General features: G+C 59.4%; 15 protein-coding genes. 13 read left to right on the top strand and 2 right to left on the bottom strand.

The window, feature by feature from the left end; genetic code table 11:
* The first annotated feature begins 27 nt into the window (after positions 1–27).
* From msbA to C1N56_RS12495, 6 genes are all read left to right on the top strand, one after another.
* Positions 28–1776: a lipid A ABC transporter ATP-binding protein/permease MsbA gene (gene msbA, locus C1N56_RS12520; RefSeq protein WP_021508343.1), complete on the top strand. Its 1749-nt coding sequence runs from the start codon at positions 28–30 to the stop codon at positions 1774–1776.
* On the top strand, positions 1773–2774 hold the full coding sequence (lpxK, locus tag C1N56_RS12515) for a tetraacyldisaccharide 4'-kinase (RefSeq protein WP_058757761.1): 1002 nt from the start codon (positions 1773–1775) through the stop codon (positions 2772–2774). The genes msbA and lpxK overlap by 4 nt, the downstream gene beginning before the upstream one ends.
* A 20-nt stretch (positions 2775–2794) precedes the next feature.
* Positions 2795–4012: a winged helix-turn-helix domain-containing protein gene (locus tag C1N56_RS12510; protein ID WP_021508341.1), complete on the top strand. Its 1218-nt coding sequence runs from the start codon at positions 2795–2797 to the stop codon at positions 4010–4012.
* A 78-nt stretch (positions 4013–4090) separates the two neighbouring features.
* Entirely contained in the window at positions 4091–4273 is a 183-nt protein-coding gene (locus tag C1N56_RS12505; protein ID WP_010618270.1) for a Trm112 family protein, read from the top strand.
* Positions 4270–5019, top strand: coding sequence for a 3-deoxy-manno-octulosonate cytidylyltransferase (gene kdsB / locus C1N56_RS12500; protein ID WP_021508340.1), 750 nt, complete (start codon positions 4270–4272; stop codon positions 5017–5019). Before C1N56_RS12505 ends, kdsB begins: the two co-directional genes overlap by 4 nt.
* Before the next feature lie 109 nt (positions 5020–5128).
* Positions 5129–6022: a YcbJ family phosphotransferase gene (locus C1N56_RS12495; RefSeq protein WP_394516722.1), complete on the top strand. Its 894-nt coding sequence runs from the start codon at positions 5129–5131 to the stop codon at positions 6020–6022.
* On the opposite strand, the gene elyC is transcribed toward C1N56_RS12495, so the two are convergent.
* Positions 6002–6787, bottom strand: coding sequence for an envelope biogenesis factor ElyC (gene elyC / locus C1N56_RS12490; protein WP_021508338.1), 786 nt, complete (start codon positions 6785–6787; stop codon positions 6002–6004). The two genes, C1N56_RS12495 and elyC, sit on opposite strands and share 21 nt — an antisense overlap.
* A gap of 124 nt (positions 6788–6911) precedes the next feature.
* Here elyC and cmoM point away from each other — a divergent pair, with 124 nt between their 5' ends.
* From cmoM to C1N56_RS12455, 7 genes are all read left to right on the top strand, one after another.
* Entirely contained in the window at positions 6912–7682 is a 771-nt protein-coding gene (gene cmoM, locus C1N56_RS12485) for a tRNA uridine 5-oxyacetic acid(34) methyltransferase CmoM (RefSeq protein ID WP_021508337.1), read from the top strand.
* An 11-nt stretch (positions 7683–7693) separates the two neighbouring features.
* Positions 7694–9016: a chromosome partition protein MukF gene (gene mukF / locus C1N56_RS12480; RefSeq protein WP_021508336.1), complete on the top strand. Its 1323-nt coding sequence runs from the start codon at positions 7694–7696 to the stop codon at positions 9014–9016.
* A complete protein-coding gene (mukE, locus tag C1N56_RS12475) occupies positions 8997–9725 on the top strand; it encodes a chromosome partition protein MukE (protein WP_031279857.1) in 729 nt (242 codons plus the stop codon). The genes mukF and mukE overlap by 20 nt, the downstream gene beginning before the upstream one ends.
* Positions 9722–14188 carry a chromosome partition protein MukB gene (gene mukB, locus C1N56_RS12470; RefSeq protein WP_394516721.1) on the top strand — a complete coding sequence of 1489 codons (4467 nt, stop codon included), beginning with the start codon at positions 9722–9724 and terminating at the stop codon, positions 14186–14188. The genes mukE and mukB overlap by 4 nt, the downstream gene beginning before the upstream one ends.
* A 156-nt stretch (positions 14189–14344) precedes the next feature.
* Entirely contained in the window at positions 14345–16147 is a 1803-nt protein-coding gene (ldtD, locus tag C1N56_RS12465) for a L,D-transpeptidase (protein ID WP_394516720.1), read from the top strand.
* A gap of 188 nt (positions 16148–16335) precedes the next feature.
* Complete coding sequence (locus C1N56_RS12460; RefSeq protein WP_394516719.1) at positions 16336–16887, top strand: DUF882 domain-containing protein; 552 nt, start codon at positions 16336–16338, stop codon at positions 16885–16887.
* Positions 16888–16923: 36 nt separating this feature from the next.
* Positions 16924–17553: an MBL fold metallo-hydrolase gene (locus tag C1N56_RS12455; RefSeq protein WP_058775376.1), complete on the top strand. Its 630-nt coding sequence runs from the start codon at positions 16924–16926 to the stop codon at positions 17551–17553.
* 32 nt (positions 17554–17585) lie between these two features.
* On the opposite strand, the gene C1N56_RS12450 is transcribed toward C1N56_RS12455, so the two are convergent.
* On the bottom strand, positions 17586–18776 hold the full coding sequence (locus tag C1N56_RS12450; protein WP_394516718.1) for an amino acid aminotransferase: 1191 nt from the start codon (positions 18774–18776) through the stop codon (positions 17586–17588).
* Positions 18777–18858: the final 82 nt, after the last annotated feature.

The raw sequence follows: 18858 nt of genomic DNA, 5'->3' as shown, positions 1-18858 counted from the left end.
GGCTATTTCAAACAGCGTGAATAAATAATGCATCAAGACAAAGACCTCTCAACGTGGCAGACATTTCGCCGACTCTGGCCGATGATTGCACCGCACAAGGCTGGCCTGATTGTGTCCGCCGTTGCGCTGATACTCAATGCGGCAGGCGACACCCTAATGCTCTCCCTGTTGAAACCTTTACTGGATGATGGTTTCGGCAAAGCCGACAAATCCGTTCTGCTGTGGATGCCGCTGGCGGTCATCGGCCTGATGCTGATCCGCGGCGTAACCAGTTATATCTCCAGTTACTGTATCTCATGGGTCTCCGGCAATGTGGTGATGAATATGCGTCGTCGCCTGTTCGGCCACATGATGGGCATGCCGGTTGCGTTCTTCGATCAGCAGTCAACCGGTACGCTGCTGTCGCGGATTACCTACGATTCTGAACAGGTGGCCTCTTCCTCCTCCAGCGCGCTGGTGACGGTGGTACGCGAAGGCGCATCGATCATTGGCCTGTTCATCATGATGTTCTACTACAGCTGGCAGCTTTCACTGATTCTGATCCTGCTGGCGCCGCTGGTCTCTTTTGCCATCCGCACCGTATCCAAGCGTTTCCGCAGCATCAGTAAAAATATGCAGAACACCATGGGGCAGGTAACCACCAGTGCTGAGCAGATGCTGAAAGGGCACAAAGAAGTACTGATTTTTGGCGGACAGGAAGTAGAAGCTGAGCGTTTCTCGCAGGTGAGCAATAAAATGCGCCAGCAGGGCATGAAACTGGTTTCGGCCTCTTCGATTTCCGATCCGGTAATCCAGCTGATCGCGTCGCTGGCGCTGGCTTTTGTGCTGTATGCGGCCAGCTTCCCGAGCGTGATGGATACCCTCACTGCCGGTACCATCACCGTGGTGTTCTCGTCGATGATCGCCCTGATGCGCCCGCTGAAATCGCTGACCAACGTCAATGCCCAGTTCCAGCGCGGCATGGCGGCCTGTCAGACGCTATTCACTATTCTGGATAGCGAGCAGGAGATCGACAACGGCAAGCGCGAAATCACGCGTGCAAAAGGGGATGTTGAATTCCGCAACGTGACCTTTACCTATCCGGGCCGCGACATTCCGGCGCTGCGTGATATTAATCTCACGCTGCCCGCGGGTAAAACCGTGGCGCTGGTGGGCCGTTCCGGCTCGGGTAAATCCACCATGGCCAGCCTGCTGACGCGTTTTTACGATATCAACGAGGGCGAGATTCTGCTGGATGGTCACGACCTGCGGGAATATACCCTGCGCTCGCTGCGTAATCAGGTGGCGCTGGTCTCGCAAAATGTCCATCTGTTCAACGACACCATCGCCAATAACATCGCTTATGCGCGCAACGGTGAATATACCCGCGAGCAAATCGAGCAGGCGGCGACCATGGCGCACGCTATGGACTTCATCAACAAGATGGATAACGGTCTTGACACGGTCATTGGTGAAAATGGCGTGCTGCTGTCTGGCGGCCAGCGTCAGCGTATCGCCATTGCTCGTGCGCTGCTGCGTGACTGCCCGATTTTGATTCTCGACGAAGCCACTTCGGCGCTGGATACCGAATCCGAGCGTGCCATCCAGTCGGCGCTGGACGAGCTGCAGAAGAACCGCACGTCGCTGGTGATTGCGCACCGTCTCTCCACCATTGAAAAGGCCGACGAAATCGTGGTGGTCGAGGATGGGCGAATCGTGGAACGCGGTACCCATGAGGTGCTGCTGGCGCAGAAAGGCGCTTACGCGCAGCTGCACAAACTGCAGTTCGGTCAATGATTGAACGTATCTGGAGCGGACGCTCGCCGCTGTGGCTGCTGTTGTGGCCGCTGAGTCTGCTGTATGGCGCTATCACCTGGCTGATTCGCCTAAGCTATCAGCGCGGCTGGCGTACCCGCTGGCGCGCGCCCTGTCCGGTCATTGTCGTTGGCAACCTGACCGCGGGCGGCAACGGTAAAACACCGCTGGTGATTTGGCTGGTGCAGGCGCTGCAACAGCAGGGGCTGCGTCCGGGTGTGGTGTCGCGCGGTTACGGTGGTAAAGCGGAACGCTATCCGCTGCTGGTCAATCAGGATAGCGCGACGGAACAGGCTGGTGATGAACCGGTGCTGATCGCCCAGCGCACTCAGGTGCCGGTGGCAGTGGCACCGCAACGCCGGCTGGCAATCGAGGCCCTGCTGGCGGCGCATCCGCTGGATGTGATTGTGACGGATGATGGCCTGCAGCACTATGCGTTAGAGCGCGATCGCGAAATCGTGGTGGTGGATGGCGTGCGCCGCTTTGGCAACGGCTGGTGGTTACCGGCCGGACCGATGCGTGAACGCGCATCGCGGCTGGAGCAGGTTGATGCCGTGGTGGTCAACGGGGGCAGCGCGCAGGCTGGCGAGATCGCCATGACGCTGCAGCCGGGTCTGGCGGTCAATTTGCTGACCGGTGAACAGGCTGCGCTGATGCAGCTGCCGCCAGTTGTCGCGATGGCCGGCATCGGTCATCCGCCGCGTTTCTTCACTACGCTGCAGCAGCAGGGCGTGCAGCCGGTGGCAGAGATCGCCTTTGCCGATCACCACGCTTACAGCGAAGAAGAGTTACGCAGCCTGACTCAGGATGCACAGTGCCTGCTGATGACGGAAAAAGACGCGGTCAAGTGCCGCCATTTTGCCCGCGCTAACTGGTGGTATCTGCCGGTGGATGCGCATCTGGCGGGCGCGCCGCTGGCCGCATTACTGGCCGATCTGACGCAACTCTGTACAGCTGCGCGCGACGCCCGGTCGCGCTAACCATCCAAAGGGACGACGTAATGACCAGCACGCATTCCCTCTCTCTGCAAACCGCCCGCAACCTGCACCTCTCTGCCCAGGGCCTGCTACGCCCGCCGCGCCGTCAGGCGCGTTTTGCCGATATTCACGCCTGTGTGCGGCAGATGTCGCTGCTGCAAATCGATACGATTAATGTGGTCGCGCGCAGTCCGTATCTGGTGCTGTTCAGCCGGCTGGGCGCTTTTCCTGCTGAGTGGCTGGAGCAAACGCTGGCGGCGGGCGCACTGTTTGAATACTGGGCGCATGAAGCCTGTTTTATCCCTTTTGAAGATTATCCGCTGCTGCGTCACCGCATGCTGGCACCGCAGCGCCTGGGCTGGAAATACAATCAGCAATGGGTGGATCAGCATCAGCAGGAGATCGCCGATCTGCTGCAACATATCGCCGCCACCGGTCCGGTTCGCGCCGCTGATTTTGCCAGCGACAAGCACACCAAACCCGGCTGGTGGGCGTGGAAGCCGCACAAGCGACATCTGGAGAACCTGTTTAGCGCCGGTGAACTGATGGTTGTCGGGCGCCGTAACTTCCAGCGCGTCTACGATCTGCGTAGCCGGGTGATGCCGCACTGGCGCGACGAGCAGCATGCGCTGAGCGAGAACGAGGCGGTGATGCAGATGCTGGAGCACAGCGCGCGCAGCCTCGGCATTTTCCGCGCCAGCTGGCTGGCCGATTACTACCGGCTGAAACGTGCGCCCATCGCACTCTGGCTGGCGCAGGCCGCTGAGCAGGGAGTGATTCAGCGCGTCGAGGTTGAGCAACTGGGTGAGATGTGGCTGCACCATACACTGCTGCCGCAACTTGCGCAGCCGCAGGCCGCCACGCACAGCGCGCTACTGTCACCGTTTGATCCGGTGGTATGGGATCGCCGCCGCGCGCTTGAGTTGTTTAATTTTGATTACCGCATCGAGTGCTATACGCCGGAGCACAAACGTAAATACGGCTACTTTGTCCTGCCGCTGCTGCACCGCGGCGTACTGAAAGGGCGCGTCGATGCCAAAATGGATCGCCAGGCGCAGCGCCTGATTCTGCGAGCCTTCTGGCTGGAGCCCGGCGTGCGGATGAGCCAGCAGTTTCTCGCCGATGTGCATAAAGCCATTAACCGCTTCGCCGCCTGGCAGGGCGCCAGCGAAGTGGTGCTGGAAAACGCGCCTGATGCGCTGCGGGCCGCCTGGTCCACGCGCTGGCACGTCAGCATATAAGCCGATGGCGGCGCGCCGTCCCTGATTGCGCTATGGTATGCTAATCCTCTGACGTATCGGTCCTGAAAGGAGAAAAGTATGGATCACCGTTTACTTGAGATTGTGGCCTGTCCGGTCTGCAACGGAAAACTGTATTACAACAAAGAGCAGCAGGAGTTGATCTGCAAACCCGACGGCCTGGCGTTTCCGGTGCGAGACGGTATTCCGGTATTGCTGGAAGTAGAAGCGCGCACCCTGTCCGTTGAAGAGATTCATCCATGAGTTTCGTGGCGATTATTCCGGCACGCTACGCCTCCACGCGCCTGCCGGGCAAACCGCTGCTGGATATTCACGGTAAACCGATGGTGGTGCACGTGATGGAGCGTGCACGCGAGTCCGGTGCTGAGCGGGTGATTGTGGCCACCGATCATCCTGACGTGGCGGCGGCGGTGACCGCTGCCGGCGGGGAAGTCTGCATTACGCGTGCCGACCACCAATCTGGTACCGAGCGTCTGGCCGAGGTGATTGAAAAGTATCAGTTTGCTGACGATACCATCATCGTGAACGTGCAGGGCGACGAGCCGATGATTCCGGCCGAGATTGTGCGTCAGGTCGCGGACAATCTGGCCCAGGCGGATGCCGGCATGGCCACGCTGGCGGTACCGATTCACGAGGCAGAAGAGGCGTTCAATCCCAACGCGGTAAAAGTGGTCACCGATGCCAGCGGTTATGCGCTCTATTTTTCACGTGCGACCATTCCGTGGGATCGCGAACGTTACGCGCAGTCGCGTGAGCAGATTGGCGATACGCTGCTGCGCCACATCGGTATCTACGCCTATCGCGCCGGTTTCATCCGTCGCTATGTGGCATGGCAACCCTGTGCGCTGGAGCAGATCGAGTTGCTGGAGCAGCTGCGCGTGCTGTGGTACGGCGAAAAGATTCACGTGGCGGTAGCGGCCACCGTGCCGAGCGTCGGTGTGGATACGCCGGACGATCTGCTGCGCGTGCGTGAAGCGATGCAGGCATAATCGTCAGCGGCCAGCGACCCGGCTGGCCGCAAAGTTTGATCTGGCGCTAAGTTTCGCGCCGTCATGACCTCCAGGATGGTGCAATGAGTTAACTCCGGAGGACTCTTCCATGGAACAACTCCGTGCAGAACTGGCGCTGGTGCTGGGCGAAGGCGTCAGCCGGCTGGAAACCATCAGCGAACAGGCACAATCGCGTCTTTACGCCCTCTATGATGACCACGGCAAGCCGATGCCGCTGGTGGCCAAATATTTTCGTCATCAGGGACGCGCCGCGCTCGAAGCGAAAAAACTCACCATGCTGGCGCATGAAGGGCTGATTACGCTGCCCACGGTGTACGGCCTGGTTTTGAGTCAGCAACCACCGGCGCATGAAATGCTGCTGCTGGCGCGCTTAAATGGCGTATCGGCCGAAGCGCCGGCGCGCACGGCAGCGCGCTGGGAGCAGCTGTGTGAACAGATTGTCGAAGGGCTGCTGGCATGGCATCGCATTGACAGCCATGGCCTGGTCGGCAGCGTTGACAGCGTGCAGGAAAATCGCTGGCCGGCATGGTATCGCCAGCGGGTGGAAGTGCTGTGGTCCACGCTGGGCTATCTGTCGCCCCCCGGATTTACCCACGCCGATCGTCAGATTCTGTTTCGCAGCCGCGAACAGCTGGCGCAGTTGTTTGCCGGCTTTGACGACCCGTGCGTGCTAATGCACGGCAATCTGCGTCTCGCCAGTATGCTGAAAGACCCGCACAGCGATCAGCTGGTGGCGATGACCCAGCCGGGCACCATTTTGTGGGCACCGCGTGAGTATGAGCTGATGCGCCTGGCGGAAAACGGTGCTGAAGCATCGCTGCTGCAGCACTATTTACAGCGTGCGCCGCTGGATGACGGTTTCGTCTGGCGCCGCTGGCTCTATCAGCTGTGGGATTGCGTTGACACGCTGGTCAGCAGCGGCCAGTTTGACCGGCCGCGCTTTGACCATGCCCGCGCGCAGCTACTCCCCTGGCTCGGCTGAAGGTTCGCCACTGCCGCGCAGCCGCTGCCAGATCAGCCCCAGCGTTTCGTACACCGCGCGCTGGCTATGGCTGAGCCACAGCGGCGAGGGCAGCGTGCGATCCCAGACGCTGATTGGTGAGGTGATCGCCAGCTGGTTAGCCGGTGCCGGTAGCGGATTCAGGCCGGCGCTCTGGAAAAAGTGCATGGCGCGTGGCAGATGGTTAGCAGACGTCACCAGCAGAAACGGATGCTGCCCGATGGTCTGCTTCACCGCCAGCGCTTCTTCGCCGGTGTCATGCGGCTGATCCAGCACGATGATGGCATCGTCGGGCACGCCAAGGCTGCGCGCCACGTCGGCGGCAACGCTGGCGTTACTGCGCGGATTGTAGCCCGCAGCGGCACCGGTGAAGATCATTTTGGCCTGAGGATAGCGTCGCCACTGGCGAACGCCTTCGGTCACGCGCGGCAGGCTGTTGTTCAGCAGGTTGGAGCTTGGTGCCCACTGCCGGTTATAGGTGTAACCCCCGCCCAGCACCACGATATAGTCCACCGGCTCGCTGCCATTCCACGTGGCATACTGGTTTTCCAGCGGGGCCAGCAGCCGATCGGCCACCGGTTGCAGACTCAGCAGTAACAGCATCAGCCAGCTCAATGAGATAAGGATTTTGCCGCTTTTTTGCCAGCGGCTGAACCAGAGCAGTAAAAGTCCTGCCGCCATAAGCGTTAACAGCAATGGCAAAGGCAGTAGCATCGCGCCAATCCATTTTTTTAAGGCAAAAAACATCGAAAACGTCTCCTTTTGTCCGAAAAAACAGCAGCCAGACAGTTACTGCGGCATGAAAGGTTCATTCTTGTCGAGCCTGTGACAAAATAGCACAAGTTGAATGCAGCAAAGCGGAGCCATCACCATGCAGGATCGTAACTTTGACGATCTGGCGGATAAATTCTCGCAAAATATTTATGGCACCCGTAAAGGCCAGGTGCGTCAGGCGATCATCTGGGATGAGCTGAACGCCATTCTGCCGACGCTGCCCGCCGGCCCGCTGAGGGTGCTGGATGCCGGTGGTGGCGTCGGTCAGATCTCCAGCGGTCTTGCCGCGCAGGGGCACCAGGTACTGCTGTGCGACCTGTCGGGCGAGATGCTTAAGCTGGCCGCCGCCCATGCGCACAGCGCAGGTGTGAGCCACAACATGCAATTCAAACAAATTAGCGCGCAGCAGGTTGGCGAACATTTGGATAAGCCGGTGGATCTGGTATTGTTTCACGCTGTGCTTGAGTGGGTGGCGGATCCGCTGGCGGTGCTGCAGGCGCTGTGGCATACGCTGAAACCCGGTGGTGTGCTGTCGCTGATGTTTTATAACGCGCACGGCCTGACGTTCCGCACTCTGACGCTCGGCAATTTCGGCTATCTGCGCGCCAACATGAACAAGCGCAAAAAACGCACGCTGTCGCCGGATTTCCCCCGCGATCCTGACGATGTACAGCGCTGGCTGACGCAGTGCGGATTTATCACCGAGCAGCGTGCCGGTATCCGCGTGTTCAGTGACTACATGAAGCCGCAGCCCGGCGCCGGGAAGAGCGTTGAGGAAATTATTGAGATGGAACGGCGCTACTGTCGTCAGGAGCCCTTTTTGAGTTTAGGGCGCTATATCCACGTGACTGCGCGCAAACCCAGGTAGAAGGATCAACTATGAGCGAATTTTCCCAGACGGTCCCCGAACTGGTGGCATGGGCGCGCAAGAATGACTTTTCCCTTGCGCTGCCGGTAGAACGTCTGGCGTTTTTGCTGGCCATCGCCACCCTCAATGGGGAGCGCATGGACGGCGAGATGAGTGAAGGTGAGCTGATTGACGCCTTTCGTCACGTCAGCAAAGCATTTGAACAAACCCACGAAACCATTCAGGTCCGTGCCAACAACGCCATCAACGACATGGTGCGTCAGCGCCTGCTTAACCGCTTTACCAGCGAGCTGACCGAAGGTCACGCCATCTATCGTCTGACGCCACTGGCGATCGGCATCACCGACTATTACATCCGCCAGCGCGAATTTTCCACGCTGCGCCTGTCGATGCAGCTGTCGATTGTTGCGCAGGAGCTGAAGCGCGCCGCCGACGCCGCCGAGGAAGATGGCGACGAATTTCACTGGCATCGCAACGTCTTTGCGCCGCTGAAATATTCGGTCGCGGAAATCTTCGACAGCATCGACATGACGCAGCGCCTGATGGACGAACAGCAGCAGGCGGTAAAAAGCGATATCGCCGATCTGCTGAATAAAGACTGGCGCGCGGCCATCTCCAGCTGTGAGCTGCTGCTGTCGGAGACCTCCGGCACGCTGCGTGAACTGCAGGATACGCTGGAAGCGGCAGGCGACAAGCTGCAGGCTAATCTGCTGCGGATTCAGGACGCCACGCTGAGCAGCCCGGATCTGGGCTTCGTCGACAAGCTGGTGTTTGACCTGCAAAACAAGCTCGATCGCATCATCAGCTGGGGCCAGCAGGCCATCGACCTGTGGATCGGTTACGACCGCCACGTGCACAAATTTATACGTACCGCCATCGACATGGATAAAAACCGCGTGTTCGCGCAGCGTTTACGCCAGTCGGTGCAGAACTATTTCGATCAGCCGTGGGCGCTGACTTACGCCAATGCCGACCGTCTGTATGACATGCGCGATGAAGAGATGACGCTGCGTAACGACGAGGTGATGGGCGAGCTGCCGCCGGAGATGGAGTACGAAGAGTTTAACGAAATCCGCGAGCAGCTGGCGGCGATGATTGAAGAAGCGCTGCAGATTTATAAGCAGCAGCAGAAGCCGCTGCATCTCGCCACGGTGATGCGTGACTATCTGGCGCAGTATCCCCGCGCGCGCCACTTCGACCTCGCACGCATCGTCATCGATCAGGCGGTGCGACTCGGCGTGGCCGAAGCCGATTTAGCCGGTCTGCCTGCGGAATGGCAGACCATCAATGATTACGGAGCCAAGGTGCAGGCACATGTCATCGACAAATATTGAACAAGTGATGCCGGTCAAACTGGCGCTGGCACTGGCAAACCCGATTTTTCCCGCGCTCGATAGCCAGTTACGCGCCGGCCGCCACATTGGTATTGAAGAGCTGGATAATCACGCTTTTCTGATGGATTACCAGCCGTTTCTGGAAGAGTTTTATGCGCGCTACAACGTCGAGCTGATCCGCGCGCCGGAAGGTTTTTTCTATCTGCGTCCGCGCTCAACCACGCTGATCCCGCGCTCGGTGCTGTCCGAGCTCGACATGATGGTGGGTAAAATTCTCTGTTATCTCTACCTGAGCCCGGAGCGGCTGGCCAATGAGGGCATTTTCACCCAGCAGGAGCTGTACGACGAGCTGCTGTCGCTGGCGGATGAAAGCAGGCTGCTGAAGCTGGTTAACCAGCGCTCCACCGGGTCGGACCTGGATCGCGCCAAACTGCAGGAGAAGATGCGTGCGTCGCTCAGCCGTCTGCGCCGTCTCGGCATGGTGTGGTTTATGGGCAACGACAGCAGCAAGTTCCGCATCATGGAGTCCGTTTTCCGCTTTGGTGCGGATGTGCGCAGCGGTGACGATGCACGTGAAGCGCAGCTGCGCCTGATTCGTGATGGTGAAGCGATGACGCTGGAGAACGCACCGGTCGCCAGTGAGAGCGACGAGGCAGAAAATGACAGCGAACACGACGCGAGCGAGCGCGCGGAGGATGAACAGGCATGATTGAACGCGGTAAATTTCGATCGCTCACGCTGATCAACTGGAACGGTTTCTTTGCCCGCACCTTTGATCTGGATGAGCTGGTCACCACGCTGTCCGGCGGTAACGGTGCCGGTAAATCGACCACCATGGCGGCGTTTGTTACGGCACTGATTCCGGACTTAACCCTGCTGCATTTTCGTAACACTACTGAAGCCGGTGCCACGTCCGGCTCGCGCGACAAGGGCCTGCACGGCAAACTGCGCGCGGGCGTCTGCTATGCGGTGCTGGACGTGGTCAACTCGCGCCATCAGCGCGTGGTGGCTGGCGTGCGCCTGCAGCAGGTGGCCGGACGCGATAAGAAAGTCGACATTAAGCCTTTCAGTATTCACGGCCTGCCGACCGATACGCTGCCAACCGATATGCTGACCGAAATTCTCGGCAGCCGTCAGGCGCGCGTGCTGCCGCTGGCAGAAGTGAAGGAGCGGGTGGAAGCGCAGGAGGGCGTGCAGTTCCGCCAGTTCAGCTCGGTCACGGACTACCACGCCATGATGTTTGAGCTCGGCGTGGTACCGCGTCGCCTGCGCACCGCCGGCGATCGCAGCAAATTCTATCGTCTGATCGAAGCCTCGCTGTATGGCGGTATCTCCAGCGCCATTACCCGCTCGCTGCGCGATTACCTGCTGCCGGAAAACGGCGGCGTGCGTAAAGCGTTCCAGGATATGGAAGCGGCGCTGCGCGAAAACCGCATGACGCTGGAAGCGATTCGCGTCACGCAGTCGGACCGCGATCTGTTTAAGCATCTGATCTCTGAAGCCACCAGCTACGTTTCTGCCGACTATATGCGCCACGCCAACGAGCGTCGCATCCATCTCGACGGTGCGCTGCAGCTGCGTAACGAGCTGTTCACCAGCCGCAATCAGCTGGCATCAGAACAGTATCGTCACATCGAAATGGCGCGCGAACTCTCTGAGCACAACGGTGCAGAGAGCGATCTGGAAACCGATTATCAGGCGGCGAGCGATCACCTTAATCTGGTCCAGACAGCGATGCGTCAGCAGGAGAAGATCGCGCGTTACGACGCCGATCTGGAAGAGCTGACTTATCGCCTCGAAGAGCAGAATGAAGTGGTGGCCGAAGCGCGTGAGGTGCAGGAAGAGAACGAAGCGCGCGCTGAAGCGGCGGAAATTGAAGTCGACGAGCTGAAAAGCCAGCTGGCCGATTTTCAGCAGGCGCTTGATGTGCAGCAAACCCGTGCCATTCAGTATCAGCAGGCGCTGCAGGCGCTGGAAAAAGCGCGGGCGCAGTGTCAGCTGCCGGACCTCACCATCGACAACGCCGCAGAGTGGCAGGAAACCTTCCAGGCGCGCGAAGAAGAGGCCACCGAACGGCTGCTGCGCCTGGAGCAGAAACTCAGCGTGGCGGAAGCGGCGCACAGCCAGTTTGAACAGGCGCTGGCGCTGGTCACCAGCATTGCCGGTGAGGTCAGCCGGCAGGATGCGTGGCAGGTCGGGCGCGAATTGCTGCGCGATGCCGCTAACCAGCGCCATCATGCCGAGCAGCTCTCTTCGCTGCGTCTGCGTCTCAACGAACTGGAAACCCGCCTGCGCGAGCAGCATGACGCCGAACGTCTGCTGGCCGACTTCTGTAAACGTCAGGGCCAGCAGTATGACGCTGACGCGCTGGAAGGCCTGCAGCGTGAACTGGAAGCGCAGATAGAGCAGCTGAACGAAAGCGTGGCCGACGCGGGTGAACGCCGCATGCTGATGCGCCAGGAGCTGGAGCAGCTGCGCGAGCGCATCACTGCGCTGACCGCGCGGGCACCGCACTGGCTGGCGGCGCAGGAGATTCTCACCCAGCTGAGCGAACAGACCGGCCAGACGCTGAGCAGCAGCCAGCAGATCACCGAATATATGCAGCAGCTGCTGGAGCGCGAGCGTGAAACCACCGTTGAGCGTGATGAAGTGGCGGCGCGCAAGCGTGAAGTCGAGCAGCAGATTGCGCGACTCAGCCAGCCGGGCGGCGCGGAAGATGCGCGCCTGACTCAGCTGGCGGAGCGGTTTGGCGGCGTGCTGCTGTCAGAAATTTACGATGACGTGACGCTGGATGATGCGCCGTACTTCTCCGCGCTGTATGGCCCGTCGCGTCACGCCATTGTGGTACCGGACCTGTCGCTGGTGCGCGAGATGCTCGACGGCCTTGAAGAGTGTCCGGAAGATCTCTATCTGATCGAAGGCGATCCGCAGTCGTTTGATGACAGCGTCTTTAGCGTCGACGAGCTGGAAAATGCGGTCGTCGTCAAAGTGGCGGAGCGCCAGTGGCGTTATTCGCGCTTCCCGAAAGTGCCGCTGTTTGGTCGCGCGGCGCGGGAAAATCAGCTGGAGCTGTTGAGCAATGAGCGCGATCAGCTGGCCGAACGTTTTGCCACGCTGTCATTTGACGTGCAGAAAACCCAGCGTCTGCATCAGTCGTTTAGCCGCTTTATCGGCAGCCACCTGGCCGTGGCCTTCGACGAAGATCCGGAAGCGCAGATGCGCCAGCTCAACAGTCGTCGTGGCGAGCTGGAGCGTGCGCTGGCGCAGCACGAGAATGACAACCAGCAGCAGCGTGCCCAGTTCGAGCAGGCAAAAGAGGGCGTGGCGCAGCTCAACCGCCTGCTGCCGCGCGTTAACCTGTTGCTTGACGACTCGCTGGCCGACCGCTGCGAAGAGATTCGTGAGCGGGTGGAAGAAGCCCAGGAAGCCGCGCGCTTCCTGCATCAGCACGGCGCGAAACTCAGCAAACTGGAGCCGCTGGTGGCGGTGCTGCAGAGCGATCCGCAGCAGCACGAACAGCTGACGCGTGACTATCAGCAGGCGCAGCAGCAGCAGCGCGAAGCGCGTCAGCAGGCATTTGCCCTGACCGAAGTGGTGCAGCGCCGCGCGCACTTCAGCTATGAAGATTCGGCTGGCATGCTGACCGGTAACAGCGATCTCAACGAAAAACTGCGCCAGCGTCTGGAGCAGGCGGAAGGCGAACGCAGCCGCGCGCGCGAACGCCTGCGCGAACATCAGGCGCAGCTGACGCAGTATTCCCAGGTGCTGGCATCGCTGAAGAGTTCGTACGACGCCAAGCGCGACATGCTGAAAGAGTTGCAGCAGGAGATGCAGGACATTGGCGTGCACGCCGATGCCAGCGCCGAGGAGCGCGCGCGCAGCCGGCGTGACGAACTCTACACGGCGCTCAGCCACAACCGTGCGCGTCGCAATCAGCTGGAGAAACAGCTCACCTTCTGCGAAGCCGAGATGGATAGCCTGCAGAAGAAACTGCGCAAGCTGGAGCGCGATTATCACCTGATGCGTGAGCAGGTTGTCAGCGCCAAAGCGGGCTGGTGCACCGTGCTGCGCCTGGTGAAAGAGAACGGCGTCGAGCGCCGTCTGCATCGCCGCGAACTGGCTTACCTGAGCGGCGACGAGCTGCGCTCAATGTCGGATAAGGCCCTCGGTGCGCTGCGCCTGGCGGTCGCGGATAATGAACACCTGCGCGATGTGCTGCGCATGTCGGAAGATCCAAAACGGCCGGAGCGCAAGATTCAGTTCTTTATCGCCGTCTATCAGCATCTGCGTGAACGTATCCGTCAGGACATTATTCGTACCGACGATCCGGTTGAAGCCATCGAGCAGATGGAGATTGAGCTGAACCGTCTGACCGAAGAGCTGACGGCGCGTGAACAGACGCTGGCGATCAGTTCGCGCAGTGCGGCCAATATCATCCGCAAAACCATTCAGCGCGAGCAGAACCGCATCCGCCAGCTGAACCAGGGCTTGCAGGCGGTGAGCTTTGGTCAGGTGCGCAGCGTGCGGCTGAACGTCAACGTACGCGAAACGCACGCCATGCTGCTGGATACGCTGTCGGAAGAGCATGAACAGCATCAGGATCTGTTTACCAGCAATCGCCTCACGTTCTCGGAAGCGCTGGCGAAGCTGTATCAGCGTCTCAATCCGCAGATTGATATGGGCCAGCGCACGGCGCAGACCATCGGTGAAGAGCTGCTCGACTACCGCAACTACCTTGAGATGGAAGTGGAAGTGAACCGCGGCTCAGACGGCTGGCTGCGCGCCGAAAGCGGGGCGCTGTCGACCGGTGAAGCGATCGGTACCGGCATGTCGATTCTGGTGATGGTGGTGCAGAGCTGGGAAGAGGAGTCACGGCGTCTGCGCGGTAAAGATATTTCACCGTGCCGCCTGCTGTTCCTCGATGAAGCCGCGCGTCTTGATGCGCGCTCCATCGCCACGCTGTTCGAACTGTGCGAGCGTCTGGAAATGCAGCTGGTGATTGCCGCGCCGGAGAATATCAGTCCGGAAAAAGGCACCACTTATAAGCTGGTACGTAAAGTCTTTAACAATACGGAGCATGTGCACGTGGTCGGACTGCGCGGTTTTTCCGCCGATCCGACGCCGGTGAAACAGGAAAATCCCGGCGCAGGCGTGGCCACTGAAAATAGCTAGCAGCAAATCTGGTTAAAAATTCAGGCTGCGGTTAATCTGTAAACGGCATCGGCCCTGCGAGGCGGATGCCGTTTTTTATTTTATACTCAACCATAAGAGTACAGGCGGTACACGGCGTTTTCAGGATGCTGTGTCTTTGGTAAGAAGGGGGCAGGGATGTTGCTGAACAAGAAGAGCAGAGTTAATCGTGCTGCAATAGCACTCAGTTTGTCACTGATGGCGGCACCGCTGGCTATCAGCCAGGCGGCAGACGTCGGCGCGCTGCCGCACAGCACGCTGTCAGTGGCTGCCAGCCAGCAGCAAATTCAGCAGGCATTTAGCCCCAGCGAACGACCCTTTTATCTGCCCGGCCTCGCCGGCATCTATGCGGCACGCAACATGGCGCCGCTGTGGCAGGATCGCGACGCCGTGCAGGCTTTCCAGCAGCAGCTGGCAGAAGTGGCGCTCTCCGGCGTACAGCCGCAGTTTACCCGCTGGGTAGAGTTGCTCACCAATCCGGATATTAAAGGCTTCGCGCGGGACGTGGTGCTGAGCGACGCTATGCTTGGCTATCTGCAGTTTGTCGCTAACGTACCGACCCAGGGCGAAACCTGGCTGTACAGCAATGTGCCGTACAAGCTGACCATGCCGTCACTCTCCGCCATTAATCAGTGGCAGAACGCGGTGAACGGCGGCGGCAGCCGCGCCTTTGTGGTGTCGCTGCAGCCGCAGCATCCGCAGTACGCACCGATGCACAGCGCGCTGAAAGCGCTGCTGACCGATAACCGGCCGTGGCCGCAGTTGCGTGACAAGGCCACGCTGCGTCCGGGGCAAATCAGCGATGATGTGCCGGCGCTGCGTGAGATTCTGCAGCGCACCGGCATGCTGACCGGCACGCACAGCACTACGCCTACGCCAGCCGAGGATGCCGTCCCGACCGCCCCGCAGCCGGTAAGCCAGAGCGATCAGCCGGTGGCCGTCAGCCCGTCGGCCACCAGCGTCAGCGATCTGCCGGCGCAGGCACCGCAGGCCAGCGGCAACATCAGTGCCGTCACACCGCCAGCCAGCGATAACGTGTACGACAGCGCGCTGGTGGAAGGGGTTAAACGCTTCCAGCACTGGCAGGGACTGGCGGACGATGGCGCCATTGGCCCGCGCACCCGCGAGTGGCTGAATGTTTCCCCGCAGATGCGTGCGGCGCTGCTGGCGCTGAATATCCAGCGTCTGCGTCTGCTGCCGGATGATATGCATAACGGCATCATGGTGAATATCCCCAACTATTCACTCACATATTACAACAACGGCAACACCATTCTGTCATCGCGGGTGATTGTCGGTCGTCCGGACCGCAAAACGCCGCTGATGCGCAGCGCGCTCAATAATGTGGTGCTCAATCCACCGTGGAACGTGCCCACCACGCTGGTGCGCCAGGATATCGTGCCGAAGGTGAAGCAGGATCCGAGCTATCTGTATAAGCACGGCTACACGCTGCTGTCGGGCTGGAGCGCTGATGCGGAAGTGATCGACCCGTCGATGATTGACTGGCACATGGTGTCCGCCGCCAGTTTCCCGTATCGCATTCGTCAGGCGCCGGGAGCCAGCAACTCGCTGGGCCGCTATAAATTCAACATGCCGAGTTCAGACGCGATTTATCTGCATGACACGCCGAATCATGGCCTGTTCCAGCGTGATATCCGCGCGCTCAGCTCCGGCTGCGTGCGCGTTAACAAAGCTTCTGAACTGGCCGATCTGCTATTGCAGGATGCGGGCTGGAACGACAGCCGTATCTCTGACACGCTGAAGCAGGGCGATACGCGCTACGTGCCGATTCGCCATCGCATTCCGGTCAATCTCTACTACCTTACGGCCTGGGTGGCGGACGACGGCCAGCCGCAGTATCGTACAGATATTTACAATTATGATAACCCGGCGCGCTCCGGCAGCCAGGTGCTGACCAAAGCGGGGCAGCTGCTGCTCTAAGCGTTGATTTCCCTGTTATCCTTCCTTTAAAGAAAATGGCAAGACCGGTCTGGAAAATTGATTTCAGACCGGTTTTGCGCATTCTGTGACAGATTGCGGGTTGACTGCTCACCAGGCTGCGGTTACTGTTCGGCCTTGTGTACTTTTTGCACATATTTTTATCGTTTTAGATTAGGTAACCCCGCTTCATGGCTAATTTTGATTCTCAACGTCGTCGTTTATTGCTGCTGGGTGGCGCAGCGGCTGGATTGTCACTGCTGCCGGGTGCAGCGCTGGCGTCAGTTTCCACCTCCCGCGCCCGGGTATTAACGCTCAGTAACATGCATACCGGTGAAACCCTCAAAACTGAGTTTTTTAACGGTAAGAGTTATGACAAGGATGAGTTAGCTCGCTTAAACCACTTCTTCCGCGATTACCGCGCCAATCAGGTTAAACACATCGATCCGCATCTGTTTGACCAGCTGTATCGTTTGCAGACGCTGCTCAACACGCGCAAACCGGTGCAGCTGATCTCCGGCTACCGTACGCTGGCGACCAATAATATGCTGCGTGAATCGGGCCCTGGCGTGGCTAAACACAGCTATCACACCAAAGGGCAGGCGATGGATTTCCACATTGAGGGCATTTCTCTGAGCAATGTTCGCAAAGCGGCGTTATCTATGCGCGCCGGTGGTGTAGGATATTACCCGCGCAGCAACTTCGTACACATTGATACCGGGCCTGCAAGGCACTGGTCCTGATACCGGCAGCGCTGCGTGTGTCGGTCATGGAGCGCTATGAATTACCTGATTATTCCGGTCACCGCCTTTTCACAGAACTGTTCCGTTATCTGGGATGACGAGACGCAACAGGCTGCGCTGGTTGATCCCGGCGGCGATGCCGAAACCATTATTGCCGTGCTGGCGGAGCGAGGCTTAACGCCGTCGCAAATCCTGCTGACCCACGGCCATCTCGATCACGTCGGTGCTGCTGCCGAACTGGCGCAGCACTATCAGGTGCCGATCGTCGGGCCGCAGCCAGCCGATGCCTTCTGGCTGGACAACCTGCCCACTCAAAGCCGGATGTTTGGTTTGCCGGAGTGCGCGCCGCTGACGCCAGATCGCTGGCTGGAAGAGGGCGAGACGGTCCAGCTGGGCAACGTGACGCTGGAAGTGCTGCACTGTCCAGGGCATACGCCTGGTCATATCGTGTTCTTTGATCGTGCTGGCCGTCTGTTGCTCTCAGGTGATGTGATTTTTAACGGTGGCGTCGGACGCACCGATTTCCCGCAGGGCAGCCACAGCGATCTAATCGCGGCAATCCGGGATAAACTTCTGCCGCTGGGTGATGATGTGACGTTTGTCCCCGGCCATGGCCCGATTTCCACCCTCGGCCACGAGCGCGTCAGTAATCCTTTCCTGCAATAAAAAAATGGGCCATCAGGCCCATTTTTCGTTGGTCACAGCACGGCGACTATCGCTTCGCACAGTGCCGACATATTATCCGGCGTCATGCCTGCCACGTTAACGCGACCAGAATTCACCGCATACACGCCAAACTCTTCACGCAGACGCACCACCTGATCTTTGGTCAGCCCGCTGAACGAGAACATGCCGTTCTGTTTGATGATGAAGCTGAAATCGCGCTGTGCGCCTTTCTCCGCCAGGGTATTCACAAACAGCTGGCGCATGCGCTGAATGCGCTGGCGCATGTCGGTCAGCTCCTGCACCCAGATGGTACGCAGCGCGTCGTTACCGAGAATGGTGGCGACCACGGCAGCACCGTGCGACGGCGGGTTAGAGTAGTTGGCGCGGATGCTGTATTTCACCTGGCTGAATGCTGTCTTCGCCACGTCGGCCGTTGCCGCCACCAGCGTCAGCGCACCGACACGCTCGTTGTACAGACCAAAGTTTTTCGAGTAGGAGCTGGCGACGATCAGTTCCTGATGGGATGCAGCGAAAATGCGCAGGCCTTCAGCATCCTCATCCAGACCGCGTGCGAAGCCCTGATAGGCGAAATCGAACAGTGGCAGCCAGCCTTTCTCCAGCGACAGCTGCGCCAGCTGTTGCCACTGGTCAGCGGTAGGATCGATACCGGTCGGGTTATGGCAGCAGCCGTGGAACAGCACCACGTCGCCCGCCTGCGCTTCCTGCAGCGAGGCCAGCATGCCGTCGAAGTCGAGGCTGTGGGTCGCCGCATCGTAATACTGGTAATCACACACTTCCAGACCGGCGGCGTTGAACACGTTTTTGTGGTTCGGCCAGCTGGGATTGCTCACCCAGACGCGTTTGACGTTGGTTTGCGTAGCGAGGAAATCCGCGGCGACGCGCAGCGCACCGGTGCCGCCCGGCGTCTGCGCAGTGCAGGCGCGGCCAGCGCTATTCAGCGCATTCTCTTTGCCAAACAGCAGTTCCTGCGTGCAGCGCGCGAAATCAGCCAGACCATCAATACTGAGGTAGTTTTTGGTGGTCTCGTTCTCCAGCAGATACTGCTCAGCTTTTTTCACACTGGTCAGCACCGGCGTTTTGCCGGTTTCATCTTTATAAACACCAATGCCAAGATTGATTTTATTCGGGCGGTCGTCGGCGCGAAACAGGTCAGCCAGTCCCAGAATAGGATCGGCTGGTGCGGCAGAGATTGATTCAAACATGAGTCAGTTCCGTTAGGGTGAACTTTAGCAAAATGAGCTATCAGGTTAACGTCAGACGCAACGCTTGCCAACCGCTGACATA

The organism is Pantoea sp. SGAir0175, from assembly GCF_043547855.1.
This window is presented reverse-complemented; position numbering and strand designations above follow the sequence as displayed.

Coding starts and splice junctions, on each gene's coding strand:
- msbA (WP_021508343.1), top strand. CDS start 28: ATGCATCAAGACAAAGACCTCTCAACGTGGCAGACATTTCGCCGACTC.
- lpxK (WP_058757761.1), top strand. CDS start 1,773: ATGATTGAACGTATCTGGAGCGGACGCTCGCCGCTGTGGCTGCTGTTG.
- C1N56_RS12510 (WP_021508341.1), top strand. CDS start 2,795: ATGACCAGCACGCATTCCCTCTCTCTGCAAACCGCCCGCAACCTGCAC.
- C1N56_RS12505 (WP_010618270.1), top strand. CDS start 4,091: ATGGATCACCGTTTACTTGAGATTGTGGCCTGTCCGGTCTGCAACGGA.
- kdsB (WP_021508340.1), top strand. CDS start 4,270: ATGAGTTTCGTGGCGATTATTCCGGCACGCTACGCCTCCACGCGCCTG.
- C1N56_RS12495 (WP_394516722.1), top strand. CDS start 5,129: ATGGAACAACTCCGTGCAGAACTGGCGCTGGTGCTGGGCGAAGGCGTC.
- elyC (WP_021508338.1), bottom strand. CDS start 6,787: ATGTTTTTTGCCTTAAAAAAATGGATTGGCGCGATGCTACTGCCTTTG.
- cmoM (WP_021508337.1), top strand. CDS start 6,912: ATGCAGGATCGTAACTTTGACGATCTGGCGGATAAATTCTCGCAAAAT.
- mukF (WP_021508336.1), top strand. CDS start 7,694: ATGAGCGAATTTTCCCAGACGGTCCCCGAACTGGTGGCATGGGCGCGC.
- mukE (WP_031279857.1), top strand. CDS start 8,997: ATGTCATCGACAAATATTGAACAAGTGATGCCGGTCAAACTGGCGCTG.
- mukB (WP_394516721.1), top strand. CDS start 9,722: ATGATTGAACGCGGTAAATTTCGATCGCTCACGCTGATCAACTGGAAC.
- ldtD (WP_394516720.1), top strand. CDS start 14,345: ATGTTGCTGAACAAGAAGAGCAGAGTTAATCGTGCTGCAATAGCACTC.
- C1N56_RS12460 (WP_394516719.1), top strand. CDS start 16,336: ATGGCTAATTTTGATTCTCAACGTCGTCGTTTATTGCTGCTGGGTGGC.
- C1N56_RS12455 (WP_058775376.1), top strand. CDS start 16,924: ATGAATTACCTGATTATTCCGGTCACCGCCTTTTCACAGAACTGTTCC.
- C1N56_RS12450 (WP_394516718.1), bottom strand. CDS start 18,776: ATGTTTGAATCAATCTCTGCCGCACCAGCCGATCCTATTCTGGGACTG.